This window comes from Paenibacillus sp. FSL H8-0283 (assembly GCF_045040675.1).
GTDB classification, from domain to species: domain Bacteria; phylum Bacillota; class Bacilli; order Paenibacillales; family Paenibacillaceae; genus Paenibacillus; species Paenibacillus amylolyticus.
Map to the genome: position 1 here is coordinate 240014 of NZ_CP150295.1, position 25945 is coordinate 265958.

Below are 25945 nucleotides of genomic sequence, written 5' to 3' on the forward strand. Positions count from 1 at the left end.
GTGATACGCCATGAATCGTGAACTGCAACCAGCCGAATGGATTAAGTCCGCAGCACAGGTCAGCCCATCCGAACGCCAGCTGAGATGGCAGGGGATGGAGTTCTACGCGTTTATTCATTTTACGGTAAATACATTTACGGATCAGGAATGGGGCACTGGGGAGGAAGACCCGGCGATTTTCAATCCTTCTGAACTGAACGCAACGCAATGGGTGCAGGCGTGCAAGGCTGCGGGGATGAAGGGGCTGATTCTGACATGTAAGCATCATGATGGATTTTGTTTGTGGCCCAGTCAGTTTACAGCGCATACGGTCGCGGCTAGTCCGTGGAGGAATGGTACGGGGGATTTGGTTCAGGAAGTCGCCGATGCCTGCCGTGAGGGCGGATTGAAGTTTGGCGTGTACCTGTCTCCTTGGGATCGGCATGAAGCCTCCTACGGAGATTCGGAGAGGTATAACGAGTTTTTCCTCCAACAGTTGCGCGAGCTGCTTACGAATTATGGCGACATTTTCTGTGTATGGTTCGATGGTGCATGTGGTGAGGGTCCGAATGGCAAAAGGCAGGTCTATGACTGGGACGCCTATTATGCGCTTATTCGTGAACTTCAGCCTGAGGCTGTCATATCGGTATGTGGCCCGGATGTTCGCTGGTGCGGTAATGAAGCGGGGCATACGCGGGAATCGGAATGGAGCGTTGTGCCAGCGCATATGCAGGATAATGAGAAGATCCAGGAGCAATCGCAGCAGGTGGATGATGGTGAGTTCGCCACAAGGATCAATACGCAGGACAGTGATTTGGGAAGCCGAGAGGTCATTCGTTCCCAAGGTGACCAACTGATCTGGTACCCTGCCGAGGTGAATACCTCAATTCGCCCAGGATGGTTCTATCATGCCAGTGAAGATGATCAGGTCAAAACATTGGAAGAACTGCTCGCCGTTTATTACGGCGCAGTGGGAGGCAACGCCACCTTTTTACTCAATCTGCCACCGGATACGCGTGGTCTCATTCACGAGCGGGATGTGGAGCGACTACAGGAATTGGGAGATTCACTGCGCACCATTTTTCAGGAAAATTTCGCCTTGCAGGCGCTGGTAAAAGCATCGGAGACGATGGATGAACAACATGCCGTATCGGAAGTGCTCACGGAACGACGGGATACGTATTGGTGTCCTCACGAAGGAACGGAGCAGGCTTGGATCGAGCTGGATTTGCAGGGGGAACGATCGTTTGACCGGGTGGTGCTGATGGAACATATCCAGACAGGCCAACGGATTGAGCGTTTTACGCTGGAGTCGCAGAGGGCAGATGGTGGTTGGGAAGAGTTTTACAAGGGGACGGTGGTGGGGTATAAGCGAATTTGCTGTTTCCCACAGGTTACATCGAGAAAGATGCGTTTAAGCATTCATGAATCCAGATGGTGCCCTACGTTGTCCGGGTTAGGCATATATCTGAGCGAGCGGGGAGGGTTGTAACATGGCGGTGCTGACGTATAAAGGTTCACAATTTATGTATGATGGTGAGCCCATTCGGATTTTGTCGGGTGCCATCCATTATTTTAGAGTGGTCCCCGAATATTGGGAGGATCGGTTACTCAAGTTGAAAGCCTGCGGTTTCAATACAGTGGAAACGTATGTGCCGTGGAATGTCCATGAGCCGCAGCCGGGTCGGTATTGTTTTGAAGGCATGGCTGATCTGGAACGTTTTATTCGCATTGCGGGAGATGTGGGTCTGCATGTGATTGTTCGTCCAAGTCCTTATATATGTGCCGAGTGGGAGTTTGGCGGATTACCTGCCTGGCTGCTTGCCGATGATGAAATTCGTCTGCGGTGTAGTGATGCAAAATTTCTGGAGAATGTGGATCGTTATTATGATGTGCTTTTGCCCAAATTGAAACCTCTTCTGAGCACCCATGGCGGGCCGATCATTGCAATGCAGATTGAAAATGAGTACGGCAGCTTCGGGAACGACGCGAGTTACCTGCATTATTTACGTGATGGCATGGTAGAGCGCGGTATGGATGTGTTGTTATTTACCTCGGACGGACCGACAGACCACATGCTGCAAGCGGGATCAGTCCCGGGGCATCTGGCTACAGTTAATTTTGGATCAGGAACGGAAGGAGCGTTCGCCAAGTTGCGTGAATATCAGGCGGATGAACCTTTGATGTGCATGGAGTATTGGAACGGCTGGTTCGATCACTGGGGTGAGTCACATCACACCCGAGAAGCCACAGATGTGGCTGGTGTGTTTGAGGAGATGCTTCGAGCAGGAGCCTCAGTCAACTTTTATATGTTCCACGGTGGAACGAATTTTGCATTTTACAACGGGGCGAACTGTCAGCAGAAGGATCAATACGAACCCACAATTACAAGTTACGACTACGATTCACTGCTTAGTGAATCCGGGGAGCCGACAGCGAAGTTCCATGCGGTGCGTAATCTTATTGCTCGGTATAGCAATGAAGATCTGGGTGAGCTTGTGCTACCAGAATCGAAGGGGACCATCGCTTATGGGCGGGTGGAGTTGACCCAACAGGCGTCATTACTGGCGCAGATGGACCGGATATCAGCCCCGGTGCAGCGTACGAATCCGGAACCAATGGAGAAGCTGGGTCAGGATTATGGCTTTATTTGTTATCAGACCCGAATATCCGGCCCAAGGGAGCGACAGGAACTGGTGGTTCAGGAGGTGCATGACCGTGCGCTTGTGTTTGTTGATGGGCAATTTCAAGGTGTGTTCGAGCGGGGCAATACGGAATTATTGATTTCCTTTGAAGTACCGCCAGAGGGCGCAGAACTATTGATCCTTGTCGAAAATATGGGGCGAATTAATTATGGTCCATACCTGAGAGATCCGAAGGGGATTACGGAGGGGGTACGACATGGCTTTCAATTTTTATATGATTGGACGATTCATTGTCTGCCATTAACTGATCTGTCGGGTTTACAATTTAGTGATGTGATTAGCGAGGCAATTAACGAAACAGTTAATGAAGTAAAGGGACCAGCATTTTATCGAGGAGAGTTTAATATCACGGATGTAAGAGATACTTTTCTGCTACTGGATAGCTGGACCAAGGGGGTTGTATTTGTAAACGGATTCAATCTGGGGCGCTACTGGAATAAAGGACCGCAAAAAACGTTATATGTACCAGCCCCGCTCCTTCGTGAAGGTGAGAATGAAATCATCGTATTCGAGCTTCATCAGACGTCTGAACTGGCCGTAACGTTTGTAGATACACAGGATTTGGGCTAGAAAAAGGAAAATAGTAGAGCAAAACGATTATTGAGAATTGTCGTGTCCGCCGGAAAAAGGTATACGTTGGGTATGGACATCGACTAGGGCGTCTCTGAAAACTCCGAAGGACGCAGATTTTGCCGAATTTTCGTTCCAAGCAAGGAAATTTTCCGTAGGCGTGCCGGGGCACGTCAAGGGAAAGTGACGCAGCAGGGGGCGAAAAGGCGGTAAAATATGCACTTCAATGAGTTTTGAGACACGTCCTAAAGGAGAGGATGAGGAAAAATGAAAGTTGGACTCAGCACCTACAGTCTGCAACAAGCATTGGATCGTAAAGAATTAACCGTACCAGATGCCATTCGTTGGATCGCCGATCAGGGCGGGGAACATGTGGAGATTGTACCGATGGGATTCAGTCTGATCGATAATCCGGAGTTGATTGATGAGATTAAAGCTGTGGCAAAAGAGGTTGGGATCGACATTTCCAATTACGCCATCGGCGCTAACTTTGCTGTGCAGGAGGACGCCGAAGCGTTGGAGCAAGAGATCCAGAATGTGATGCGACATGTGGATGTGGCTGCTGCGCTCGGCGTGAAGCTGATGCGTCATGACGTGGCTTTCCGCCCTGCACCAGAGGGAACCGTAGCACAGTTCGAGATTGACCTACCGGTACTGGTGAAAGCCTGTCAGCGGATAGCCGATTATGCAGCGGATTTTGGAATCACAACAAGCGTGGAGAACCATGGGTACTATGTGCAGTCGAGTGAGCGAATTCAGCGTTTGTTACACGAAACGGCGCGGAGCAACTTCAAGACCACGCTGGATGTCGGCAATTTCCTCTGTGTGGACGAAGACCCGGTGAGTGCCGTGAAAAATAACATTCCGTACGCGTCGATCGTGCACGCCAAAGACTTCTACTGGAGACCTTCCTACCGGAACCCCGGTGAAGGCTGGTTCCAAACCTCGCATGGCAATTACCTGCGCGGTGCCATTGTGGGCCATGGCGATATCGACATGCCTGAGGTATTCCGTGTATTGAAAAAATCCGGGTATGACGGATATATCTCGGTTGAATTTGAAGGCATGGAGGATTGCAAAACCGCCTCACGCATTGCCATGGAAAACGTCCGCCGCCTATGGGAAGAGGCATAGGGCTGAGTACTTGTTTTAAATGAAATAAAATTGAATCAAATTCTAAAGAGGGCGTGAGTAACAGAGGGGAAGCTTGGAACTGTAGGAGCGTTAGCGACCGCCTTTGTCTGCGGATTTCAACCGCTAGAGCGGTTAATAAAAGAAATTTGCAGACAACAGCGGCCGAAAGTCCAAGCATTCACCGTCGTTACGTTAAGCCGAGTATAATTTCTTGAGTCAATTCATATGAAAACGATGGAGGAATCAGCACTATGCCCAAATTGAAAGTCGCCGTTATCGGTGCCGGATCCATATCCGATTGCCATTTGCAAGCCTATGCCAGTAACCCTGACGTTGAAATATACGCTATCTGTGACCTGAATGCAGACCGTGCCGCAGAAGTGGCGAAGCAATATAATGCACCTCATGTGTTTACCGATTATAAGGAACTGCTCGCAATGCCCGAGATCCATTCCGTCAGCATCTGTACATGGAACGACTCCCATGCGGAGATTAGTATTGCTGCTCTGGACGCGGGCAAAAACGTGCTGTGTGAGAAACCACTATGCCAAACCGTTGAGGATGCGCTCGAAGTAGAGAAGGCCGTTCACCGTAGCGGAAAGCTGCTTCAGGTCGGTTTTGTTCGCCGCTATAGCGACAATGCACAGATTCTGAAGAAGTTTATCGACGAGGGTGAACTGGGCGAGATCTATTATGCCAAAGCCTCCAGTCTGCGTCGTCTGGGCAATCCGGGTGGCTGGTTCTCGGATATCAACCGCTCCGGCGGCGGCCCGCTGATCGATATCGGGGTACATGTGATCGACATATGCTGGTATCTGATGGGCAGACCGAAGGTGAAATCCGTCTCCGCTAACGTATCCAACCGATTAGGGAACCGCTCGAACATTAACAATCTATCGTTCTACAAAGCAGCGGATTATGATGCAGATCAGAACACCGTTGAGGATATGGCAAATGCCCTGATTCGTTTTGAGAATGGCGCGAGCCTACTCGTGGATGTCAGCTTCACGCTTCATGCCAAAGCGGATGAGACCTCGGTCAAACTATATGGCGACAAAGGCGGTGCCGAGTTGGAGCCGGAAATTTCGATCATCGGTGAGAAATTCAACACCATTTTGAACATGACCCCACAGGTAGATTTCAAATCATTCGACTTTATGGGATCGTTCCGCAATGAAATCAACCATTTTATCGATAGCACACAGGGCCGCAAAGAAACACTTAGCCCCGTTGAAGACGGCGTCGAAGTGATGAAAATGCTCTGTGCCATCTACGAATCGGCACGCCAGGGCCGCGAAATCACGCTGTAAAGGTAGGATTGTATTTCGTTGATACTATAGTTGATACTTTACTACTCCCGTGGCATTAAAAGTTATGAGCACTTCGCTCCTTTTCAATGAAAAGCTCCGCTCGGGGCGGGATTCGGAGTCGGCTTCTTGGCCCGCGGTTGGAGTAGAGCAGGGAGCGAGTGCTAACGAATCTCAGGCGTCTTATTTAAGGATTCGAAGCGCTGGCAGGAATCTAAGGAACCTGACACATGCTATATGAGAATAAACAGCAGTTTACAGCGTTTTTACCAGCTAAATTCGGAAAATAACGTGTCTGATCTTCCTTACAATTTAAAAAGAGGACCAAAAGGCTAAATAAGACGCCCTGAGTTCCTTAGAAAATTTTCGACCCATTCGTCAGAAATCAGTCGCTTGGATTCCCCTATAGAAGCGAGGGGAATAAGGGTTCCATAGTGATTGAAGATGGCACCGCACTCGAAATAACAGAGTTACTACGCCCCTTAATAGTTAAACTAGCGTTTACGCCAAAACGGAGAGTGCAGAACCAATCTGAAGAAGCGAAGCGCTCGCCTTTATCACTGGATTTCTAACAATTATACAGTGAAATAAGAGAAATCTGGGGATAACAGCGATCGAAAGATGGTACTGCACTCGGAGTGACCAGGCGTAACATGCATGGTTTATCTTTTATCCAATCCAGAGGAGATGAAACAGGATGAGCGAAGCCAAAGAAACCGTACTGGAGCAGGAAGAGCAGATTGTCGAAGCCGGCGTGCACAATTTTAGCAAAGAGGATGAATGGATCAAACCGGAAGATCCGCTGCTGAATGAGCGGTTGGGGTGGTTCAAGGATCAGAAGCTGGGGTTGATGATGCACTGGGGGCCGTATTCCCAGCTTGGCCTCGTGGAATCCTGGGCGCTGAGCGATGAGGACGGCGATTGGTCTCGCGATGACATCGACTGGACGGATGACATGGAAGACTTCAAGCGGGAATATTTTGATCTGAACAAAACCTTCAATCCGATTCGTTTCCAGCCTGAGGAATGGGCACAAATGGCGGCAGATAACGGGTTCAAATATTTCCTGTTCACCACCAAGCACCATGACGGTTTCTGTATGTGGGATACCAAGACGACGGATTACCGGATTACGGGCAAGGACACGCCTTTTCATACCCATAAGTATGCGGACATCTGTGGAGCATTATTTGATGCATTTCGGGCCAAAGGACTGGGCATCTCAGCGTATTTCTCCAAAGCGGACTGGCATACCCCGTATTACTGGGCACCGGGCATGGAGCGTGGACGTCATATGTGGCGCGGGCCCTCGTATGATCCCCATAAGTATCCGTGGCTGTGGGAGAAATTCGTGGAGTTCACACATGAGCAGATCATGGAGCTACTGACGAATTACGGGCGGATCGAATGTCTGTGGCTGGATGCCGGCTGGGTGCGCGAAGGTCGCCATGGTCAGGATATTAGGCTGGGAGAAGTCGTGGAACGGGCGCGTCAGACCACACAACCTTGGCTTCTGTCCGCAGATCGCACCGTGGGTGGGCCGTATGAGAATATCGTTACCCCCGAGCAGACCATACCGGAACATCCGATGAACATTCCATGGGAGAGCTGTATTACGGTGGGGAACTCCTTTGCCTTCGGATTCGATGATCAGTATAAAACGGGAAGACAGCTGGCACATATTCTACTTGAAGTTGTGTCCAAGGGCGGTAACCTGGCGCTGAATGTAGGTCCACAACCCGATGGGCGTCTGCCAAAAGGGGCAATTCGAGGCATCAAGGGCCTCGGTGAATGGTTGGGTACTCATGGAGAAGGCATCTATGGAACCCGGATCTGCGGACCATATTTTACGAAAGATTGGGCTTTCACTCAGAAGGAAGAGATCAACACCGTATATGCCTTCCGTTTGTACCGAAACGAGAATGAGACCGTACAACCACAGTTAATCATTCCTTATCTGGAAAAGGTAGAGCGGATCGAACTCGTTGGTAGCGATGACGTACTTTCGTATCAAGAAACGGGAGACGGACTTCTTGTGGATCTGCCACAATCCGCTGCAACGAGTGAAGCTCCGATCACACATACGTTCAGATTGGTCACAAGCGCATAGAATGCCATGTCAATTCCGGGGGAGATATAACCACCTCCGGAATTTTTTTATTCATACATAAGGAACACGATTCCCAATAGAAACGGCTCGCAATCGCTTGTCACACAAGGGTTTGTGGAATAAAGAGAAGTCGGAGAAAATTGCAAATTGATAAAAGTTTATCGGGCGATGTACTATCAAATCAAGAAAGCGCTACCTGATATGAATGTTTACATCATGTTTGTTAAACAAGGAACTAGGAACAGAAAAAAGGATGTTTAAGGGATGTAAATGTAATGTATTATTACACTTGAGGTGTAGAAGGAGTGACGCAAATGAGTCGAGCTACGGAAAGCATACCCGCCAAGATGGAACTCCAACAGAGGAAACATGTGGAGCCCAAGCGGCAGCATCCATTCATCAAAAGCCTCAAGAAACACTGGGAACTCTACCTGCTCGTGTTGCCCCCGGTATTGTATCTGTTGATCTTCAAGTACATCCCTATGGTGGGTGTCCAAATCGCCTTCAAGGATTTCAGTGTAGTCAAAGGAATCTGGGGAAGCCCGTGGGTCGGATTCAAACACTTTGAAGCCTTCTTCCAATCTCCAAACTTCTGGCTGTTAATCAAAAACACGATAGGCATCAGCTTTTATTCCTTAATTGCCGGTTTCCCCATTCCGATCCTTCTGGCGCTGGCGCTGAATGAGATTCGAACGGGTTACTTCAAAAAGACTGTGCAGATGGTCACTTACGCTCCGCATTTTATCTCAACGGTTGTTATGGTATCCATTATCATTCTGATGCTCTCCCCGCATGTGGGCGTAGTAGACAAGCTGTTCACACTGCTCGGCTTCCCGATGACGAACTTCATGGGTATTCCGGAATACTTCAAATCGATCTATGTCTGGTCAGGTGTGTGGCAGGGCATGGGATATTCATCAATTATATATATCGCAGCTCTTGCTGGTGTTGATCCATCTCTCTATGAAGCAGCAAAGATGGACGGCGCATCAAGGCTTCGGAAAATATGGCACATCGACCTCCCGTCGCTCGTTCCAGTCACCGTTATCATGCTGATTCTGAGTCTGGGCAGCATTATGGGCGTGGGCTTTGAGAAAATATACCTGATGCAGAATCCACTCAACACAAGCGCTTCGGAGGTCATCTCCACGTATGTGTACAAGGTGGGTCTGATCGGGGCGAATTTCAGCTTCTCCTCGGCAGTAGGGTTCTTCAACTCCATTATCAACCTGATCCTGCTGGTTATCGTCAACGGCATATCGCGCAAAGTATCCCAGAACAGCTTGTGGTAAAGGAGGAGTTTATCCATGTTCAACCTGATTAATCGTAACCGGATCAAGGACCCACTCGGTGACCGCATTTTCATGACATTCAACTATATCTTTCTGTTCGCCATACTGCTAACAGTGTTTTATCCGCTTTTGTATATCATCAGTTCTTCGTTCAGCTCTTCACGAGCCGTGACATCCGGTCAGGTGTGGCTGTTCCCGGTAGACTTTAACATCAAGGCGTACATCTCCATTTTCAAAAGCCAACAGCTTATGCTCGGTTTTTATAACACGATCATCTATACCGTGGTGGGCACGTTCATTAACGTGGTGCTGACCGTCATGCTGGCGTATCCTTTGTCACGCAAATCGTTCTATGGACGAGGTGCCATCATTATTTTCATGATGATCACGATGTTCTTTGATGGCGGTCTGATTCCCACCTACCTCTTGATGAAGGATTTGCACCTGCTCGATACACGTTGGGCGATGTGGCTGCCCGGGGCACTCGCAGTATTCCAGGTCATCGTGGCAAGAACTTTCTTCCAATCTTCCATTCCGGAAGAACTCGGGGAGGCCGCGGAAATGGACGGTTGCCGAGATATCCGGTATCTGATCAGCGTAGTTCTTCCCTTATCAAAGCCCATTCTGGCGGTCATGACACTTATGTATGCCGTAGGTCACTGGAATGCGTACTTTGATGCATTGATCTACCTGCGTTCCGAGAAATTGTTCCCTCTGCAATACGTGCTTCGCAATCTGCTTATCCTGAACGCGGCTGATCCGGCGATGCTCGCCAATACCAGCCAACAGATGCGGGACCAAGGGTTCGAGCAGGTGTTGAAATATGCACTGATCGTTGTGGCGAGTATTCCAATTCTGATCATGTATCCATTTGTACAGAAGCATTTTGTTAAAGGGGTCATGGTGGGTTCCCTCAAAGGTTAATCCTTGTGAGTTAAGCCTGGTTGCCTCTTGAAAGGAGGTGGAAGGAACACGCCGGCTTCCGGGGTCGATTTTATAAACGTGCAGTACAAGTCAATAATTTGCCGTTATGAACAAAAAGGAGGAGTCAGATTGAGAAAATCTTGGATTTCGATGTTGTTTCTGGTCTTTGCTTCGGTGGCTTTGTTGTCCGCATGCAGTTCATCCGAGGAGTCGGGTGGAAGTAGCGACGGTAGCGGGGAGAGCGGCGGTCCTGTAACCATGACCCTCTTTGCTCCGCAAGGCAAAGCGTCCATGGAAGAGAATGAATTCACCCAATTTATCGAAGACAAGTTCGACGTTACCCTAAAATGGGATCTGGCCCCAACTGACGCCTTGCAGGATCGCAGACAATTGCTGCTGGCTAGTGGTGATTATCCGGAAGTATTTCTTCACGGCAAGTTTACCACCTCAGATCTTCAAACCTATGGAAAACAGGGCGTGTTCCTTCCGCTACAAGATCTAATTCAGAAGTATGGTCCGAATCTGACCAAGATTATGGAAGAGAAGCCATACTTCAAAGAAGCTATTACGGCACCGGATGGCAACATCTATGCGCTGCCTATCTTCAATGAATGTTACCACTGTACGTATGCACAGAAATACTGGATCAACACGGAGTGGCTTGATAATTTGGGCCTGAAAATGCCAACCACAACTGATGAACTGTATACCGTTCTGAAGGCGTTTAAGACACAAGATCCAAACGGTAACGGGAAAGCGGACGAGATTCCACTTACAGGCGCACCGAACAAGTATGTATGGAATGGCAACATTGATGCCTACCTGATGAATAGCTTTATATACAATGACAACGACAAATATCTGATCGTGAACGATGGCAAGGTGAGTTTTGCCGCCAATCAGGAAGGCTGGAAGAAAGGGCTGGAGTACATGAACAAGCTCTATGCAGATGGCCTGATTGATCCGGCTTCCTTTACACAGAATGATCAGGCGATTGGACAGCTGGGGAACAAGGAAGGCGATGAAGTGGTCGGCTCCATTACAACGGCGCTGGTCAGTTATCTCGTGAATACTTATGACAAAGATATCACCCGTCACCAGCACTGGGAGATCGTTCCTCCATTGAAAGGACCAGATGGAGTGCAGACGACAGGCGCCACGCAGAGCGTAGGTGAGTTTGAGTTTGCCATCACGAACAAAGCGACAGAAGCACAGCAGATTGCCGCCATCAAGATCGTAGACTACATGTTCAGTGAAGAAGGTGCGCTGTACGCGGAGTATGGACCAACTGAAGGCAAGGGCTGGAAGAAGGCAGATGCCGATGAGAAAAACATCAATGGCGAGCCGGCCAAATACAGCTACTACAACCTGCCTGAGCGTGATCCAAACGTTGTTGTGAACGAGAGTTGGTCACAGATTGGAGCACATGACTTGTCCAACACGTTCCGTAATCTGTTTGCGGAAGGACAGAATCCTTTAGAAGCAGAGGGTTATGGTACACGTCTGGCTCAAGCTACCAATGTGTATGAACCTTATGCACCCAAAGAAGTATACCCTGCGAACGTATTTATTCGTCCAGAGGATACGGAATCAGCTGCACAACTGACTACGGCCATCAAGGATTATGTACAGACGAATATGGCACAGTTCATTATTGGCAGCAAGAGCATTGAAAAGGAATGGGATTCGTATGTCAAAGGCTTTGATGGTCTCGGACTGAGTAATTACCTTGAGATCTACCAGCGTGCCATTGAGAAGAATCAATAATTGAAGGATTCAATATAGAGGCTGTCCCGTCTGTCACCCGTGACCGGGACGGTCTTCTCCTATGACAACCCCACGTCATCCGATATAATGTACTGAATATTTATGGAAAATTAGCGATCAGCACAGATGTTTGTCGTCATTCAGCATGAACAGTAACGGTGGGGGGATCTCGGAGATGAACAACAATTGGTTTAGACGTTTGCTGTTATCGTATCTGCCTGTTTTCTTTATTGTGACGACCATTCTATTCTTTATTTTCTTTCAAGTATTCAATGAACAGAACCGTAGAGAAGCGCTCAAGGCCAATGAATTTCTGGCCTCTCAGGTCACGCAATATCTGGACAACTCCCTGCGTTCCATCGACTTCAAGGTACTGCGTGAGATTTTGACCAACCCTAACTTGAAGAATTATTTCTCGGTATCTGGCAGCGATGATGTGTATGCCGGCATTCAGGCGGTCCAGGTGGTTGATGAATTGAAAATAGAGTATCCGCTGATTGATTCAATTTATCTCGTTCGATACGGGGATGGCACGGTCTTCAGTAACGGGAAGGCTGTTCCGATTGAAGAGTTCCCGGATGCAGACTTTATTGCAGATAGCCGGTCAAGGGATGAACAGAAGTGGGCAGGGGCACGAGCGTTCCGAGCTTTTCCTTCGCAAGCGACGGAGCAGGTGATTACGATTGTGCGAAGTGTAGGAAACGGCAAAGGACTTGTGGTGACAAATGTGGACCTGAGTACCCTGAGGAAATCCATTATGCAGATGTATGATCCGGAATTTACGTTTGTGAACATCTTCAACCGTTCGGGCGGCAATCTGTGGGATAGCAGCATGCCAGGAGGGGTTGCAGCTTCTACTAAAACCACGTCGGGAGAAGTCTTCTCCGAATTTACGTCGAGTTATAGTGGTTGGAAGGTGCAGACAGGTCTCAACAATGGAAAAATCGTCAAATGGACGCTGCAATTTTATAATATCTGGTTTGCCTTTGCTGTAGTGGTTGTGTTGATTGGTGTGGTGTGGGTGATCTATGTTACCCGCAGAAACTACAAGCCGATTCAGCAGATTGTCACGTTAATTCAGACCGTTTCTTCGCAGAAGCAATCGGGGCTGGGCTATGGCAAGGAGAATGAGTTTCGATTCATCCATACAACGCTGGAACGCATGATTGATCAGACGAGGCAATATCAGGAGGAGCACGAAGAGAATCTGATTTTGCAGAAAAAAATGTTCTTTCAGGAGTTGCTGGAGGGCACACGAGACTTTACGAGCACGGAGCTGACAGCGGAGATGAAGAAGTTCAAACTGCCTGAGCTGGAGCATCATTGGGCCGTCATGGTAGTTGAAATGGATCGGTATGATGCATTTGTGACGGAGTATCATGATCAGGACCAATCCCTCTTGAAATTTGTGTTATCCAGTATCCTGCAGGAGAGTGCGCGTCATGAAGGAACGGAAGTATGGGCTGAATGGATCTCCGATCAGCGTCTGTACGCCATCCTCTGGATTCCGGCAATGGAACAGGCCGAGGAGACCGAGCATCGATTGCTCGCTGGTTATCTGGACAGAATCGATCAGTATCTGAACTTCACCGTGACCATTGGTGTTGGTCGGGTTGCTGTTGATATTCGGGGGTTGAGAGCTTCATTGAAAGAAGCTGTGCACGCGCTGGAGTACAAGGCTGTACTGGGCATGAATCGCATCATTCCCTGTAGCGATGTACCGAATTCGACCAATGATGTGTATGAGTTTCTGAAGACCATCTCACTGCTCGTGCAGGCAATGCGCTTGTCGGACGATATCTGGGAAAAGCATTTTGAGAGACTGTTTGAACAAATCAGTGAGTCCGTTCTGTCCCGTCAGGAGATTATGAATACAATCCAATTGTTATTTCAACATTACAATCGGGAATTCGCCGAACTTCCACGGGAGTACCAGGAGTCATGGGCTGCTATATTCACCCCACTTCTCCCAAGGCTTGAGGGCTGGGAGACGTTAGACGATCTGCGTGAGCTGTGTTGGGAAGGGTTCAGGGAACTGGCGCTGCAGATGCAGACGCTGCATTGTTCCCGAAAACACAGATCACATATTCTGGAGATTCGCAAATACATCGAAGAGCATTACAACAATCCTGATCTGTCACTAAACTACCTTAGTGATCTATTCGATATTAATCCGAAGTATCTGAGCAAGCTTTTCAAGGATGAGATTGGGGAGAAGTTTGTGGATCTGCTCATTAGTCATCGCATCGAAAAAGCTAAGCTGCTCATGCAGGAGACCGATAAGGCCATTCAGGAGATCAGTGAGGAAGTGGGATACACGAACTATAATTCCTTCAACCGGGCTTTCAAGAACGTGGTGGGTGTGGCACCAAGTGACTATCGCAAAGCCATGTGAGTGCACGCGCCTAACTAATTCCGAACGCATAAGGAGAATGTGCATATGGACTATAAAGATGCTTCGCTTCCCATTCAGGAGCGGGTTCAGGATCTGATCGGACGGATGACAACGGCAGAGAAGATTGGACAACTCATTCAGCCGATGGGATGGAAGACCTATGATAAAGCAGCTGATGGTACAGTACAGGTGACGGAAGAGTTCAAAGCGGACATGGAACAGGGCGGTGTCGGTTCTCTGTATGGTGTGCTTCGGGCCGATCCATGGACTGAAGTGACGCTGGAAACGGGGCTTACCCCACGGCAGGGAGCCGTTGCCACGAATGTTATTCAACAGTATGCCATGGAGCATTCCCGGCTGGGCATTCCCATTTTGTTCGGGGAAGAGTGTTCCCACGGGCATATGGCGATCGGGGCGACAGTATTTCCGGTACCGTTAATGGTGGGCAGCACGTGGAATATGGAGTTATACCGCAAGATGTGTGAAGCCATCGCTGTGGAGACCCGGAGCCAGGGGGGAGCGGCAACGTATTCCCCGGTGCTTGATGTGGTACGTGACCCGAGATGGGGACGGACAGAGGAATGTTTTGCCGAAGACCCATACCTAATCGGTGAATTTGCAGTAGAAGCCATGAAGGGACTACAGGGTGATCGGCTCGACTCCAACCAGACAATTGTCGCTACACTTAAGCATTTTGCGGCTTATGGCAGTTCGGAGGGTGGGCGTAATGCAGCACCTGTGCATATGGGATTACGTGAATTGCATGAAATAGACCTGTTGCCGTTCAAAAAAGCAGTGGAAGCCGGGGCTTGCTCCGTGATGACCGCATATAACGAAATTGATGGCGTACCATGCACGTCCAGTACGTATCTGCTGAATGACCTTCTGCGCGAGCAGTGGGGTTTTGATGGGTTTGTCATTACTGATTTTGGCGCCATTCAGATGCTGGTCCATGGACATAACACCGCTGAGAACGGGGAGCAGGCCGTAGCGCAGTCCCTTCAGGCAGGTGTAGACATGGAAATGTCCGGGTACATGTACCGCAAACATCTTGGTCAGGCGCTTGAGCAGGGATTGATCGAAGAGAAGGATCTGGACTTGGCTGTGTGGCGAGTGCTGGAGATGAAATTCAGACTTGGGTTATTTGAAAAACCTTTCGTTGATCCAGAGTTTGCAGAACAGGTCATCGGATGTGAAGACCATACTCAGCTGGCGAGGGAAGTTGCACAAGAGGGGATTGTTTTACTGAAAAATGAAGGAAATACTCTTCCGCTTGCCAAAACAGGTCCAAAGCTAGCTGTCATTGGTCCGAACGCGAACCATATCTATAACCAGCTTGGAGACTATACCTCGCCACAACCGAGAGAACAGATCGTCACGGTACTGGATGGCATTACGCGCAAGCTTGGTGTGGATTCGGGTCAGGTGCTGTACGCACCCGGCTGCCGGATTAAAGGCGATTCCAGGGAGGGTTTTGCGCAAGCGCTCGCCTGTGCGGAACGGGCCGATGTCATCGTGATGGTGATGGGTGGTTCCAGCGCCCGCGATTTTGGTGAAGGTACGATCGACTTGCGGACAGGTGCGTCTGTGGTAACCGATGATCCATGGAACGATATGGAGTGCGGTGAGGGCATTGACCGGGCGTCTTTGAATCTCATGGGTGTTCAATTGGAGCTGGTGCAGGAGGTACATAAGCTGGGGAAACCCGTTATCGTTGTGTATATTAACGGCCGCCCCATTGCTGAACCTTGGATTGATGAGCATGTCCATGCCATTGTGGAAGCGTGGTACCCCGGACAGGAAGGTGGTAACGCGATTGCGGATATTCTGTTTGGCGACGTGAATCCATCTGGTCGTCTTACCGTCTCCATTCCCAAGCATGTTGGGCAACTTCCGGTCTACTATCATGCCAAACGCACTCGTGGCAAACGGTATCTGGAGATGGATCTGGCGCCGCAGTACCCGTTTGGATATGGACTGAGCTACACCGAATTCAAATACGAGAATGTAAGAGTAATGCCAGAAATCATCGGCCCGGACGATGAAGCTCAGGTGATGGTTGAAGTCACGAATACCGGAGCGGTTGCGGGAAGTGAGGTTGTGCAGTTGTACATCACGGATGTGTCGGCTTCGGTTACGCGGGCTGAAATGTCACTTAAGGGTTTTCGTAAAATTCATCTGAAGCCAGGACAGACCCAGACCGTTACATTCCCTGTGCAAAAAGAACATCTCGCACTGATCGACTCCCGTCTCCAGTCTGTCGTAGAACCGGGTGAATTCAGGCTCATGGTTGGCTGCAATTCTATGGATTGGACCGCCTGCAGTCTGCACATTCAGAAGGTGGGGGTGGAGGTATGATTCGAATTCAGCGATTCATCGAAGATCTGAAACAGCGACAATGGCTGGATACGATCGAGCTTCCAGCGTGGGAGATGCAGAGGGCCAGATACATTCGGCCAGGGGAATACGAGTACGAACAGGCATATGAAAATGAAGATGAACAGGCAGAAAAGGCCATGCAAAGCTTGAATCCGCTGAACAGCGTACACGGCACGACGTATTTTCTGAGCAAACGTGTGGAGATTCCGGCGGAATGGCAAGATCAAGCTGTTGGGCTGATCTTCGAGGCTGGAGGAGAAGGGCTACTTAAGGTGAATGGCATACCTTATCACGGATTGGACCGGAACCACGGGTTCGTCCCCCTTCCGAGAAGTCGGGTAGGAAATACACCGCAGTTGGAGATTGAACTCTACGATCCGATTCCAGAGCCGCATGACCCACTCAACCGACAAGCTGTCATTCAGCCGCCTATTCAGGGTATTCGGGCAGCGTTGGTTCATATCAATCAGCCACTGCAGAGCCTGATGTACAGCGTGACGGTACTCGCCGAGTCGCTCCGGGCATATAACGAGAAGGAGCCCAAGCGGATGGCACTTGTTCAGGCTATTCATCAGGTGATGGATAACATGTACAATGACCCGGAACGCTGGAATGATGCAACCTGGATACAGAACTTCGAATATGTATTAGCACAGTCAGTACAGCAGGAAGACCCGGAGGAATATCGAAGTGGCTTCATGCATCTGGTTGGACAATCCCACATTGATATTGCCTGGCTGTGGCCTGTACGTGAGACGGTTCGCAAGTCCAGTCGCACGTTCTCGACCATGTGCACCTTGATGGATACGTACCCGGATTTTGTGTATTCCCAGAGCCAACCGCAGTTGTACGCCTTCGTGAAGGATCATTACCCGGAGCTGTACGAGCGAGTTAAAGCCCGTATTGCTGAAGGACGCTGGGAGCTGGTCGGAGGCATGTGGGTCGAGCCGGATCTGAATATTCCGAGTGGCGAGTCGTTAGTTCGGCAGATTCTGTATGGACAGAACTTCTATCAGGCGGAGTTTGGCAAACGCTCCAACATCGAGTGGCTGCCGGATACCTTTGGCTACTGCGCTTCCTTACCGCAGATGCTGAAACTCGCGGATATTCCTTATTTTATGACCACCAAGCTGAATTGGAATGATACCAATGCGTTTCCGTATGACCTCTTCGACTGGGTAGGCATAGATGGCACTTCCGTGCTGGCATATCTGAATCATGGGGTGAATGAACATACGCGTCCCAAAGATGTGGATGAACATTGGCAATCATTTAAACAAAAGGATGTGCACCCTGAGCAAATGTTGCTTTACGGACATGGCGATGGTGGTGGTGGCGTGACGAATGAGATGGTGGAGTTTGCGGAGCGATCCCATTTGATGGTTGGACAGCCAATCAGTAAATTCAGCACAGCAGGGGCTTTTTTTGAAGACATATCATTAAATAATCCGACGTTGCCGAAATGGCACGGGGACTTGTATCTGGAACTGCATCGCGGAACGTATACAACTCATGCGAGGAACAAACGTAGCAACCGTAAGGCAGAGGTATTATATCGGGAAGCGGAAATCTGGGGGCAATTTGCCGGGGCTTACGGCGCGCACACGAAGAATGATCTGGATGAAGGCTGGAAGTTGATTATGCTCAACCAATTCCATGACATTATTCCGGGAACGTCGATTCCAGAAGTTTACGTAACGTCCACCGAGGAGTACACGAAAGTATTTGCACTGGGTACATCCGCACTGCGGGAAACGCTGGATACCCTTGCGGAGAACATTGCAACAGATGAAGTCGATGGTCTCCCCTATATTATATTCAACAGCCTCGGCTGGAAACGCGGAGAAAATATCACCATTACAGGGGATGCTCACCTCGCCAAGATGGCAGCATTTGATCGTCAAGGTAACCGTTTGACCTGTGATCTCGAACAAAAGGAAGACAAGTATACGCTACTCGTGCATGTTCCATCGATTCCTGCTTTTGGGTATACAACCATATGGCTGTGCGAAGCATCGGATGTTATCCTTCCAGTAAGGGAAGAAAAATCCTTCCCTTCCACGTGGGAAACTGAATTTTACACGCTTGAGTTTAATGACTTGGGAGAGATCACTCGATGGTATGACAAAACGGTAGGACGTGACTGGCTGAAGCCTGGTGATCGGGCGAATGAGTGGCAGTTTTTCCACGACAAACCGACGTACTGGGATGCATGGGATATCGATCCACGATTTGAATCCCAGCGAGCTGGTGCGGTGCAGTTGATCTCCAGAGAGATTGTACAGCGCGGGGCTACGCGAGATGTACTACGCTTTGTCTGGAAGTTGAATCAATCGGAGATCAGTCAGGATATCATTTTGCATCGTTACCAGCGGCGTGTTGATTTCCGTACTAAAGTGAACTGGAATGAGAGCCATAAACTGCTCAAGGTGGCATTTCCGGTGGACCTGGTGGCAGCCAAAGCGGCTTATGAAATTCCGTTTGGAGCGTTGGAGCGTCCAACTCATAACAACACCAGTTGGGAGCAGGCGCAGTTCGAGGTCTGTGGACATCGTTGGGCGGATATCTCGGAGGGCAACAGCGGTGTGAGTTTGCTGAATGATTGCAAGTACGGGTATGACATCAAGGATCGGACGATCCGCCTGTCTCTGCTTCGTGCTCCGAAATGGCCGGATGAACATGCCGATCAAGGCGATCATGAATTCACGTATTCGATCCTGCCCCACCAGGGTGATTGGCGACAAGCTGCCGTCGTTCGCCGGGCGATGGAGCTGAATCATCCGGTGGAGGTTGTGACAGCGAACCCGTCTTCGGGTCAATTGCCAGCTGAACATGCTTGGGTTCGGTTCCACAGTGAGCATGTCATTCTGGATGCTATTAAGGCTGCGGAAGACGGCTCGGGAACGGTGCTGCGCTTCTACGAATCATCCGGAGGTCGGGAAACGGTGCAGGTTCAGTGGGCTGAAAAGGAAATCAAAGCATCCATCATTAATCTTCTGGAGGATGAGATCCATCCGTTGGCTTGTTCAAACGGCACAATTGAACTGACATTCAAACCGTATGAGATCAAGTCGGTGAAACTTGTTGATATCAGTAATGAGTCGAACCTTACATTTACATGAGAACGTAGAGTTACTCACTCAATCACAGGAGGTATGACATGAAATTAACGAATAAGATCGGTGTCATCGTGGATAGCTTTGGCGTAGGTGTACGGGAAGGGTTGAACAAAGCCAAAGACGTAGGTGCAGAAGGTGTGCAGATCTACGCCGTCAAGGGAGAGATGGACCCTGAAAATTTGTCACCTGCGGCGCGCAAAGAGTTGAAGAGTTACATCGATTCTCTGGGTCTTGAAATTTCAGCACTGGTTGGCGACCTGGGTGGACATGGTTTTCAGGTCAAGGAAGATAATCCGTGGAAAGTAGAGAAGTCGAAGCGGATCGTGGATCTGGCCCTCGATCTAGGCACCAACATTGTCACTACACATATCGGCATTGTTCCACATGACCCTTCATCAGAAGTTTATGCCACACTGCATGCTGCTTGTGAGGAACTGGGCCAATACGCGAAAAGTGTTGGCGCATACTTTGCCATTGAGACAGGACCGGAAACGGCTGCTGACTTGAAAGGTTTCCTGGATACGTTATCGACCAACGGAGTATCGGTGAATTTTGATCCGGCGAATATGGTGATGGTGACCGGAGATGATCCGGCGCAGGGCGTTCATCTGCTCAAGGATTACATCGTACATACTCATGTGAAGGATGGTGTACGGCTGAAGGAAGTTGACCCACGAGACGTATACGGAGCGGTTGGTTATGCCCCTATGGATCACGATAAGATTGCCGAAATGGTCTCTTCCGGAGCCTTCTTCCGTGAGGTGCCACTGGGCGAGGGTGGCGTTGATTTTGACGGATACTTTGCAGCGCTTCAGGAGATTGGTTACACCGGTTATCTGACGATTGAACGCGAGGTTGGTCATCAACCGGAGCAGGACATTCGCAAGGCGGTTCAATTTATCCAACAATATCGATAGGGAGCTGAGCAGATGAAAGTGGGCCTGAGCACGTATAGTTTGTTGAACGATTTGAATTCGGGTGAGATGACGGTGCTGGATGTGATCGACTGGATTGCGGCGAACGGCGGCGAGCATATGGAAATGGTTCCTTACGGTTACACTGTTGAGGATAATCACGATCTGGCGGATGCGATTCGGGAACGGGCAACGTCTAAGGGTATTGAACTGTCCAACTACTCGCTGCCAGCGAACTTCGTGCAGGAGACGGAAGAGGCGTTTGAAGAGGAGATGGCTCGGGTCAAAAGACATGTGGATGTCGTACACCGGATGGGTGTAAAACATCTGCGTCATGACGTCACGGCGTTTACCCTGCCAAAGGAGAAGATGACCATCGTCTGGTTCGAGCAAAATCTGCCGCTGATGGTGCGGGGAAGCCAGATCATTGCGGACTATGCCGCGCAGTTTGGCATCACGACAACCATTGAAAATCACGGCTTCAGCGTGCAGGCGAGTGATCGGGTGCAGCGTGTTCTGCATGCTGTAGATCGTCCGAACTTCAAAACAACACTTGATATTGGCAATTTCATGTGTGTGGATGAGAACCCGATCGTCGGTGTCATGAAAAATCTGCCGTACGCTTCTCTGGTCCACTTCAAAGATTTTTACTTCCGTCCTTATGATGAGCATCCGGGTGAGGGTGAATGGTTTACGACAGCCTACGGTAACTTCCTGCGAGGAGCGATCGTTGGACAAGGTGACATTCCAATTCGTAAAATTGTAAAGCTGATCAAAGACTCCGGCTATGATGGCAATATTACAGTGGAGTTCGAAGGCATGGAGGAATGCAAATCCGCATCCAAAATCGCCATGGACAACCTGCGTCGCTTCTGGGAAGAGGCGTAACGAAGCATGATGAAACATAATAAGGGAATGGATCAAGGGCCACTTTTCGAAGTGGCTCTTATTGTTGATCATCAGGATTCTGGACTGTCCATCGGTCCAGGATCATTTCGATGTAACACATGGTATCCGTTGTCATACCATATACACGAGCTGACCGATCATCCCCTGGGGTGATATAATCCCAATATTTTTCTGCCAATTCTGCATTCCCTTGAAAAGCCCTTTCAGCATAATCAGAGATTCGAATGGCCAGTAACCGTGAGGCTTCGGAATCCGGAGGTTCCATCTTGCATGTATGAACATCTTTAAGAATATCAGCCCATCCCATGGATATTGAATTGTTCTGATTATTCAGAGGTAACGATTCCATTTCTTCAGGTGTAAAAACATCTTGTCGGAACTTGCCCTGAGGCTGATCCAGTTCACGGATGAAACCCAGCATCTCATCCAGACTGATTTTACCGGAGGCTCTGATGGCATATATAGTTGAAAAAAGAAGATGCTCGACCTTGCTTAATCTCTCCTGCTGTTCCTTAACGACGGCCAGTTGTTGTTCCAACGTATTATTCCATAAAGTGAGATTACTCTCTGGTTCAGAGCGAACAGCATCCTGATCGAGGAATTCTCCAATCTCATTCAATGTAAAATGCATTTTCTTCAGAATGGTAATCTGCTGAAGCCGTAAAATATCCTTTTCACCATATAAGCGATACTGATTGTTCTCATTCCGGACCGGTCGCAGTAAACCCAGCTTCTCATAATAATGCAGTGTTCGGATGGATACTCCGGTATGTTTGGATAGTTGTCCAACGGTATACAACTGGCAGATCCCTCCCTCATGATTTATGTATTCTCCACCAGCGCCATGCATTGAGCACCGCCAGAATGATCCCACCGACAAAGATTATCATCATATACAAAATAAATATTTCGGCCAACCCATTATCTTGCGCGGTATAGCTTAACAATGCCGGTCTATCACCTGGCATAACAACGAATCGGGCTACTTCCAGGTAAGCGACATGAAATCCGATGGAGGCCCATAGAGAACCGGTCAAACTGCGCAGAAGCTGTAACGTAATACCATAGGTCAAGAGCAGGATCATATAATCCAAGGTTATCCGGTTTCCGGCATCCATACCGACGAGCTCTTGCAATAGGCTGACACTCATTGGAACCAGCAGAAAGAGTATGGTTTGAGTTACATAAGCGAAAAACACAGGAAGTCGCAGTCTGGAGCGTAATCCATCATAGACCATGCCTCGCATGGATAGTTCCTCTGGCAAAGCTTCATACAAGAAAGCAATACAACTATTAAGTACGACAGCAAGCAAGAACTCGGCTGAGAAGTGCCACTCCGTAATCGTAATCCAGTTGTTCATACTGGCTATCGCTAACCCGATGAAGGCCAGAGAAGTGGCAAATAATGCGCCAAAGAGCAAGTGAATTATGCTTTTTCCTGTCAGAGGAAGAAGAACGGACTTCATATGGAAGTGTCTTCGAATGACGAATAATACGGGTAAGACGATACTAATAATGACAACAGCCTGGATGAGATGAACCATCCATTCAGCAGCACCAATAGTGCTGACAAACTCCCCTGCGAGTGTAGCAAAAAACAGACCCAATGTCATCGTCAACCAACTCATCCCAATAATGGATATTCCACTGCTGCGTCGTTTCTTGATTACATGTTCAGTTGACATACTCATGCTAATCCCCTCCTGAAGCCAGTATAAACCCTCGAGTTAACGTCAGGGTCAAGCAGGAAATATGCCTATCAGAATATGGTTCTGCGCAAGGATTAAGTTACGAGCAGCACAAGTGTGGTATACTGGATATATTCAGCCTGATAATAACTGGCTATGGATAGGAGATGTCACTGATCTATGCAGGTATTCGAGGACTGGAATCAGAAAGTAAAGAGGACGTTTAATGCTACGAACCCAGAGGTAGTGTTGACGGTATCGGAAGCTGGAAGTTTGCTTGGTTTGACCAAAGACCAGATGAAACTGTACGTGGACAAGAACAAACTAACGAAGGTCCCGATCATGAGAAGTGTTCACCGATACCTCTTATTGAAAAGTGAAATAGATAACATCGTTCAAGCTCGATAACTTCATAGGATTGAACACAACCATTTTACCGACAGGATTCGGGAGAGTGGTCTTTTTTTTATCTGAAAGGGGACAGAACGTGCTGAAAAAAGTGTCCAATTGGTTCTATCAGTGGGTGAATTGGAAATGGGTTGCAGCTGCGGTTGTTGTATTTGCTTGTTTTATTGCATTCATTCTGCCCTGGCAGGCGGCAAAGTCGGAGGAGGCCACAGGTGGTGGGCAGTCCCCGGATTCCTCTTTTCTGTACACTGCAAATGATCTTTATCAGATGGCTGAGCAGTATGGTGAAGCAGGGCGGAGCGCCTATATTCAGGCACGATTCACATTTGACCTCATATGGCCCTTGGCATATCTGTTCCTCTTGGTTGTTCTGTTATCGATACTCTATCGCGTGCTTCCGGTAAAGAGTCGTTGGCGCTGGGTGAATCTGATTCCGGTCTTAGGTTGGGTTATGGACATGCTTGAAAATATAGGTGCGTCCCTGTTCATGTATCGTTATCCTGAACGTACGCCTGTGCTTGCTGAACTCACTCCGATATGTACCCTGTTGAAATGGTGTCTGATCTATGCCAGTTTTGCAGCACTGGTTCCTGGTGTTCTGATCGCTGTTCTCTACTATATACGCAGGCGCAAGAAGTAGTGGGAGAGGGATGGATTAAGAATATGTTGGTAACCCTAATCGTGTAAAGGTCCGCAGAGATGAGTGTAGAAATATACGCTTGTCAAAGGACAACCTGTTCATATATACTCATGTCGCAAGTGGCGTGAATCGTATAATTACAAGAGCCCAAGGAGATGAAGAACGCATGTCGATCAGCTTGAATGTGTATCTGGTTACAGACGGTAATGGACGTGAAGCGGTAGATTTTTATCAAAAGGCATTTGGAGCCGAAGTGCTCGCGCTTCAAACATTTGGCGACGGTCCATCTGACCCGAATCACCCCATCCCGCCAGAAGCGAAAGACCGTATTATGCATGCTTCTTTGCAGATTGGCAGCTCGGTATTAATGTTGTCTGATACGTTTCCAGGTATGCCGTACACTGTAGGTAATCATGTTACGGTTACTGTGAACACGGATACGGCGGATGAAGCCAAAGCGATTTTCAACCAGTTGCAAGACGGTGGCGAAGTGAAAATGCCGATACAAGAAACGTTCTGGAGTCCAGCCTACGGCTCGGTTGTCGACAAGTTTGGCGTACAGTTTCAGATTAGTGCTACACCGGGACAAGCTTAAGAGTGTATTCTTCACTAATATAAACTTCAAATGGCAAAAACCTCCGCAATCTGCTTTGAGCAGTTGTGGAGGTTTTTTTGCTTTTTTTGTAATGACTCGTGATTAATCTTCCTTGATTAGTCTTCCTTCTGAATCTTGGAAGGATTGTTGATTTTATAGGGAACCGGGTTACGTGTCAGCTTCTTCTTGATAATTTTCGCTTCAAACGTGATAACGTCTCCCACTTCCAGTTCCTGTTTCTTAACGGTGGCACTGTGGCTTGACCAGGCTTCCCCAACATCAATGACGTCTGGCTCTGTAATGGTAACTGCTTCATAGATGATGACTTCATCGTCATTGTCAGAGAAGTGATTCGGTACGGTGGTGAACTCTTTGACAACGGCACTCATCTTCACTTTGCCTTCGGGCAGATCAATCTTGACGTTCTTAGCTTTGCTCGCTGTTTTGGCTTTGGGTTTGGCATCACTGGCTGCCTCAGACTGAGGTCCAACATACTCTTCTACTAGCCCATCCGGATCACCCTTCATCCCCGAGGAGAATTCATCTGTGTCCGTGTCGTCCGAATCATCCAGATCCGACGGAATTTCATCCGGATTAACCAAGGCATCTGGAGTTTGCGTTAGTTCAGCAGGGGTAACTGGTACGACTGTATCCGAAGTTGAGGGTTCTGTGCTGCGATCTGACCCGACATTACTTATGCTTCTGGCGCTGTAACTGGACGCTTGCATTTCCTTCAGATACGACGGGTGAATACAATGCTTTTGTCCATTATCCAGTTGAATAACGGCTGCCATGTGATCCACATATCCAATGATGGTACACGGCATGTTCAGACCGTTTCCTTTATAATAGAACGTTTTGAGTTTGGTCGCTTTACCGGAAAGCAGGCCCCACTCCTGACATTTCTCAATCAGTTCATCTTCGTTATCCAGCGCAATAAAATCCTGCGGTTCAATCATAAATGCGTATGTCATATGGAATTTCCGCCCTTCCAATCCATTCTTCATGTTCATCGTTTCCAAATTACAACCAGTGTATCACAAATGAGCATTTTGCATAAATCGAAACGCTGAAATCTGTACTCGGAGATGAAGATTATCAACGCCTGCT

The 25945-nt window shown here is 48.7% G+C and carries 19 protein-coding genes; 16 read left to right on the top strand and 3 right to left on the bottom strand.

What is annotated here, in order from left to right:
* The first annotated feature begins 10 nt into the window (after positions 1–10).
* From MHI52_RS01150 to MHI52_RS01210, 13 genes are all read left to right on the top strand, one after another.
* The gene (locus MHI52_RS01150; RefSeq protein ID WP_405158285.1) at positions 11–1471 is read left to right on the top strand and encodes an alpha-L-fucosidase; all 1461 of its coding nucleotides are present in this window, start codon (positions 11–13) and stop codon (positions 1469–1471) included.
* 1 nt (position 1472) lies between these two features.
* On the top strand, positions 1473–3254 hold the full coding sequence (locus MHI52_RS01155) for a beta-galactosidase (RefSeq protein ID WP_405158286.1): 1782 nt from the start codon (positions 1473–1475) through the stop codon (positions 3252–3254).
* 267 nt (positions 3255–3521) lie between these two features.
* Positions 3522–4388 (top strand): sugar phosphate isomerase/epimerase family protein, encoded by an 867-nt coding sequence (locus MHI52_RS01160; protein ID WP_405158287.1) that lies wholly within the window; start codon positions 3522–3524, stop codon positions 4386–4388.
* A 251-nt stretch (positions 4389–4639) separates the two neighbouring features.
* The gene (locus MHI52_RS01165; RefSeq protein WP_405158288.1) at positions 4640–5698 is read left to right on the top strand and encodes a Gfo/Idh/MocA family protein; all 1059 of its coding nucleotides are present in this window, start codon (positions 4640–4642) and stop codon (positions 5696–5698) included.
* 694 nt (positions 5699–6392) lie between these two features.
* On the top strand, positions 6393–7805 hold the full coding sequence (locus MHI52_RS01170) for an alpha-L-fucosidase (RefSeq protein WP_405158289.1): 1413 nt from the start codon (positions 6393–6395) through the stop codon (positions 7803–7805).
* A 314-nt stretch (positions 7806–8119) separates the two neighbouring features.
* The gene (locus tag MHI52_RS01175; protein WP_074093076.1) at positions 8120–9097 is read left to right on the top strand and encodes a sugar ABC transporter permease; all 978 of its coding nucleotides are present in this window, start codon (positions 8120–8122) and stop codon (positions 9095–9097) included.
* A 15-nt stretch (positions 9098–9112) separates the two neighbouring features.
* A complete protein-coding gene (locus MHI52_RS01180) occupies positions 9113–10021 on the top strand; it encodes a carbohydrate ABC transporter permease (protein ID WP_017691189.1) in 909 nt (302 codons plus the stop codon).
* Between the two features lie 129 nt (positions 10022–10150).
* Complete coding sequence (locus tag MHI52_RS01185) at positions 10151–11788, top strand: extracellular solute-binding protein (RefSeq protein ID WP_282319716.1); 1638 nt, start codon at positions 10151–10153, stop codon at positions 11786–11788.
* 175 nt (positions 11789–11963) lie between these two features.
* A complete protein-coding gene (locus MHI52_RS01190) occupies positions 11964–14183 on the top strand; it encodes a helix-turn-helix domain-containing protein (RefSeq protein ID WP_164783175.1) in 2220 nt (739 codons plus the stop codon).
* Between the two features lie 45 nt (positions 14184–14228).
* Positions 14229–16541, top strand: a complete 2313-nt coding sequence (locus MHI52_RS01195) for a glycoside hydrolase family 3 N-terminal domain-containing protein (protein WP_282319715.1) — start codon at positions 14229–14231, stop codon at positions 16539–16541.
* Positions 16538–19684, top strand: coding sequence for an alpha-mannosidase (locus MHI52_RS01200; protein ID WP_405158290.1), 3147 nt, complete (start codon positions 16538–16540; stop codon positions 19682–19684). Before MHI52_RS01195 ends, MHI52_RS01200 begins: the two co-directional genes overlap by 4 nt.
* A 38-nt stretch (positions 19685–19722) precedes the next feature.
* On the top strand, positions 19723–20598 hold the full coding sequence (locus tag MHI52_RS01205) for a sugar phosphate isomerase/epimerase (RefSeq protein ID WP_282319713.1): 876 nt from the start codon (positions 19723–19725) through the stop codon (positions 20596–20598).
* A 12-nt stretch (positions 20599–20610) separates the two neighbouring features.
* Positions 20611–21483 (top strand): sugar phosphate isomerase/epimerase family protein, encoded by an 873-nt coding sequence (locus MHI52_RS01210; RefSeq protein WP_405158291.1) that lies wholly within the window; start codon positions 20611–20613, stop codon positions 21481–21483.
* Positions 21484–21541: 58 nt separating this feature from the next.
* Here MHI52_RS01210 and MHI52_RS01215 read toward each other — a convergent pair whose 3' ends face one another.
* Together MHI52_RS01215 and MHI52_RS01220 are read right to left on the bottom strand one after the other, a co-directional pair.
* Positions 21542–22303, bottom strand: a complete 762-nt coding sequence (locus MHI52_RS01215) for a MerR family transcriptional regulator (RefSeq protein WP_405158292.1) — start codon at positions 22301–22303, stop codon at positions 21542–21544.
* Positions 22304–22319: 16 nt separating this feature from the next.
* A complete protein-coding gene (locus MHI52_RS01220; protein WP_405158293.1) occupies positions 22320–23195 on the bottom strand; it encodes a type II CAAX prenyl endopeptidase Rce1 family protein in 876 nt (291 codons plus the stop codon).
* A 177-nt stretch (positions 23196–23372) separates the two neighbouring features.
* Here MHI52_RS01220 and MHI52_RS01225 point away from each other — a divergent pair, with 177 nt between their 5' ends.
* The 3 genes from MHI52_RS01225 (at position 23373) to MHI52_RS01235 (ending at position 24835) form a co-directional block, all read left to right on the top strand.
* Positions 23373–23600, top strand: a complete 228-nt coding sequence (locus tag MHI52_RS01225; RefSeq protein ID WP_017691180.1) for a hypothetical protein — start codon at positions 23373–23375, stop codon at positions 23598–23600.
* Between the two features lie 79 nt (positions 23601–23679).
* Positions 23680–24240 carry a hypothetical protein gene (locus MHI52_RS01230; protein WP_282319709.1) on the top strand — a complete coding sequence of 187 codons (561 nt, stop codon included), beginning with the start codon at positions 23680–23682 and terminating at the stop codon, positions 24238–24240.
* Positions 24241–24406: 166 nt separating this feature from the next.
* Entirely contained in the window at positions 24407–24835 is a 429-nt protein-coding gene (locus MHI52_RS01235; protein WP_047841503.1) for a VOC family protein, read from the top strand.
* A gap of 116 nt (positions 24836–24951) precedes the next feature.
* On the opposite strand, the gene MHI52_RS01240 is transcribed toward MHI52_RS01235, so the two are convergent.
* Positions 24952–25809, bottom strand: coding sequence for a hypothetical protein (locus MHI52_RS01240; protein ID WP_405158294.1), 858 nt, complete (start codon positions 25807–25809; stop codon positions 24952–24954).
* Between the last annotated feature and the right edge of the window lie 136 nt (positions 25810–25945).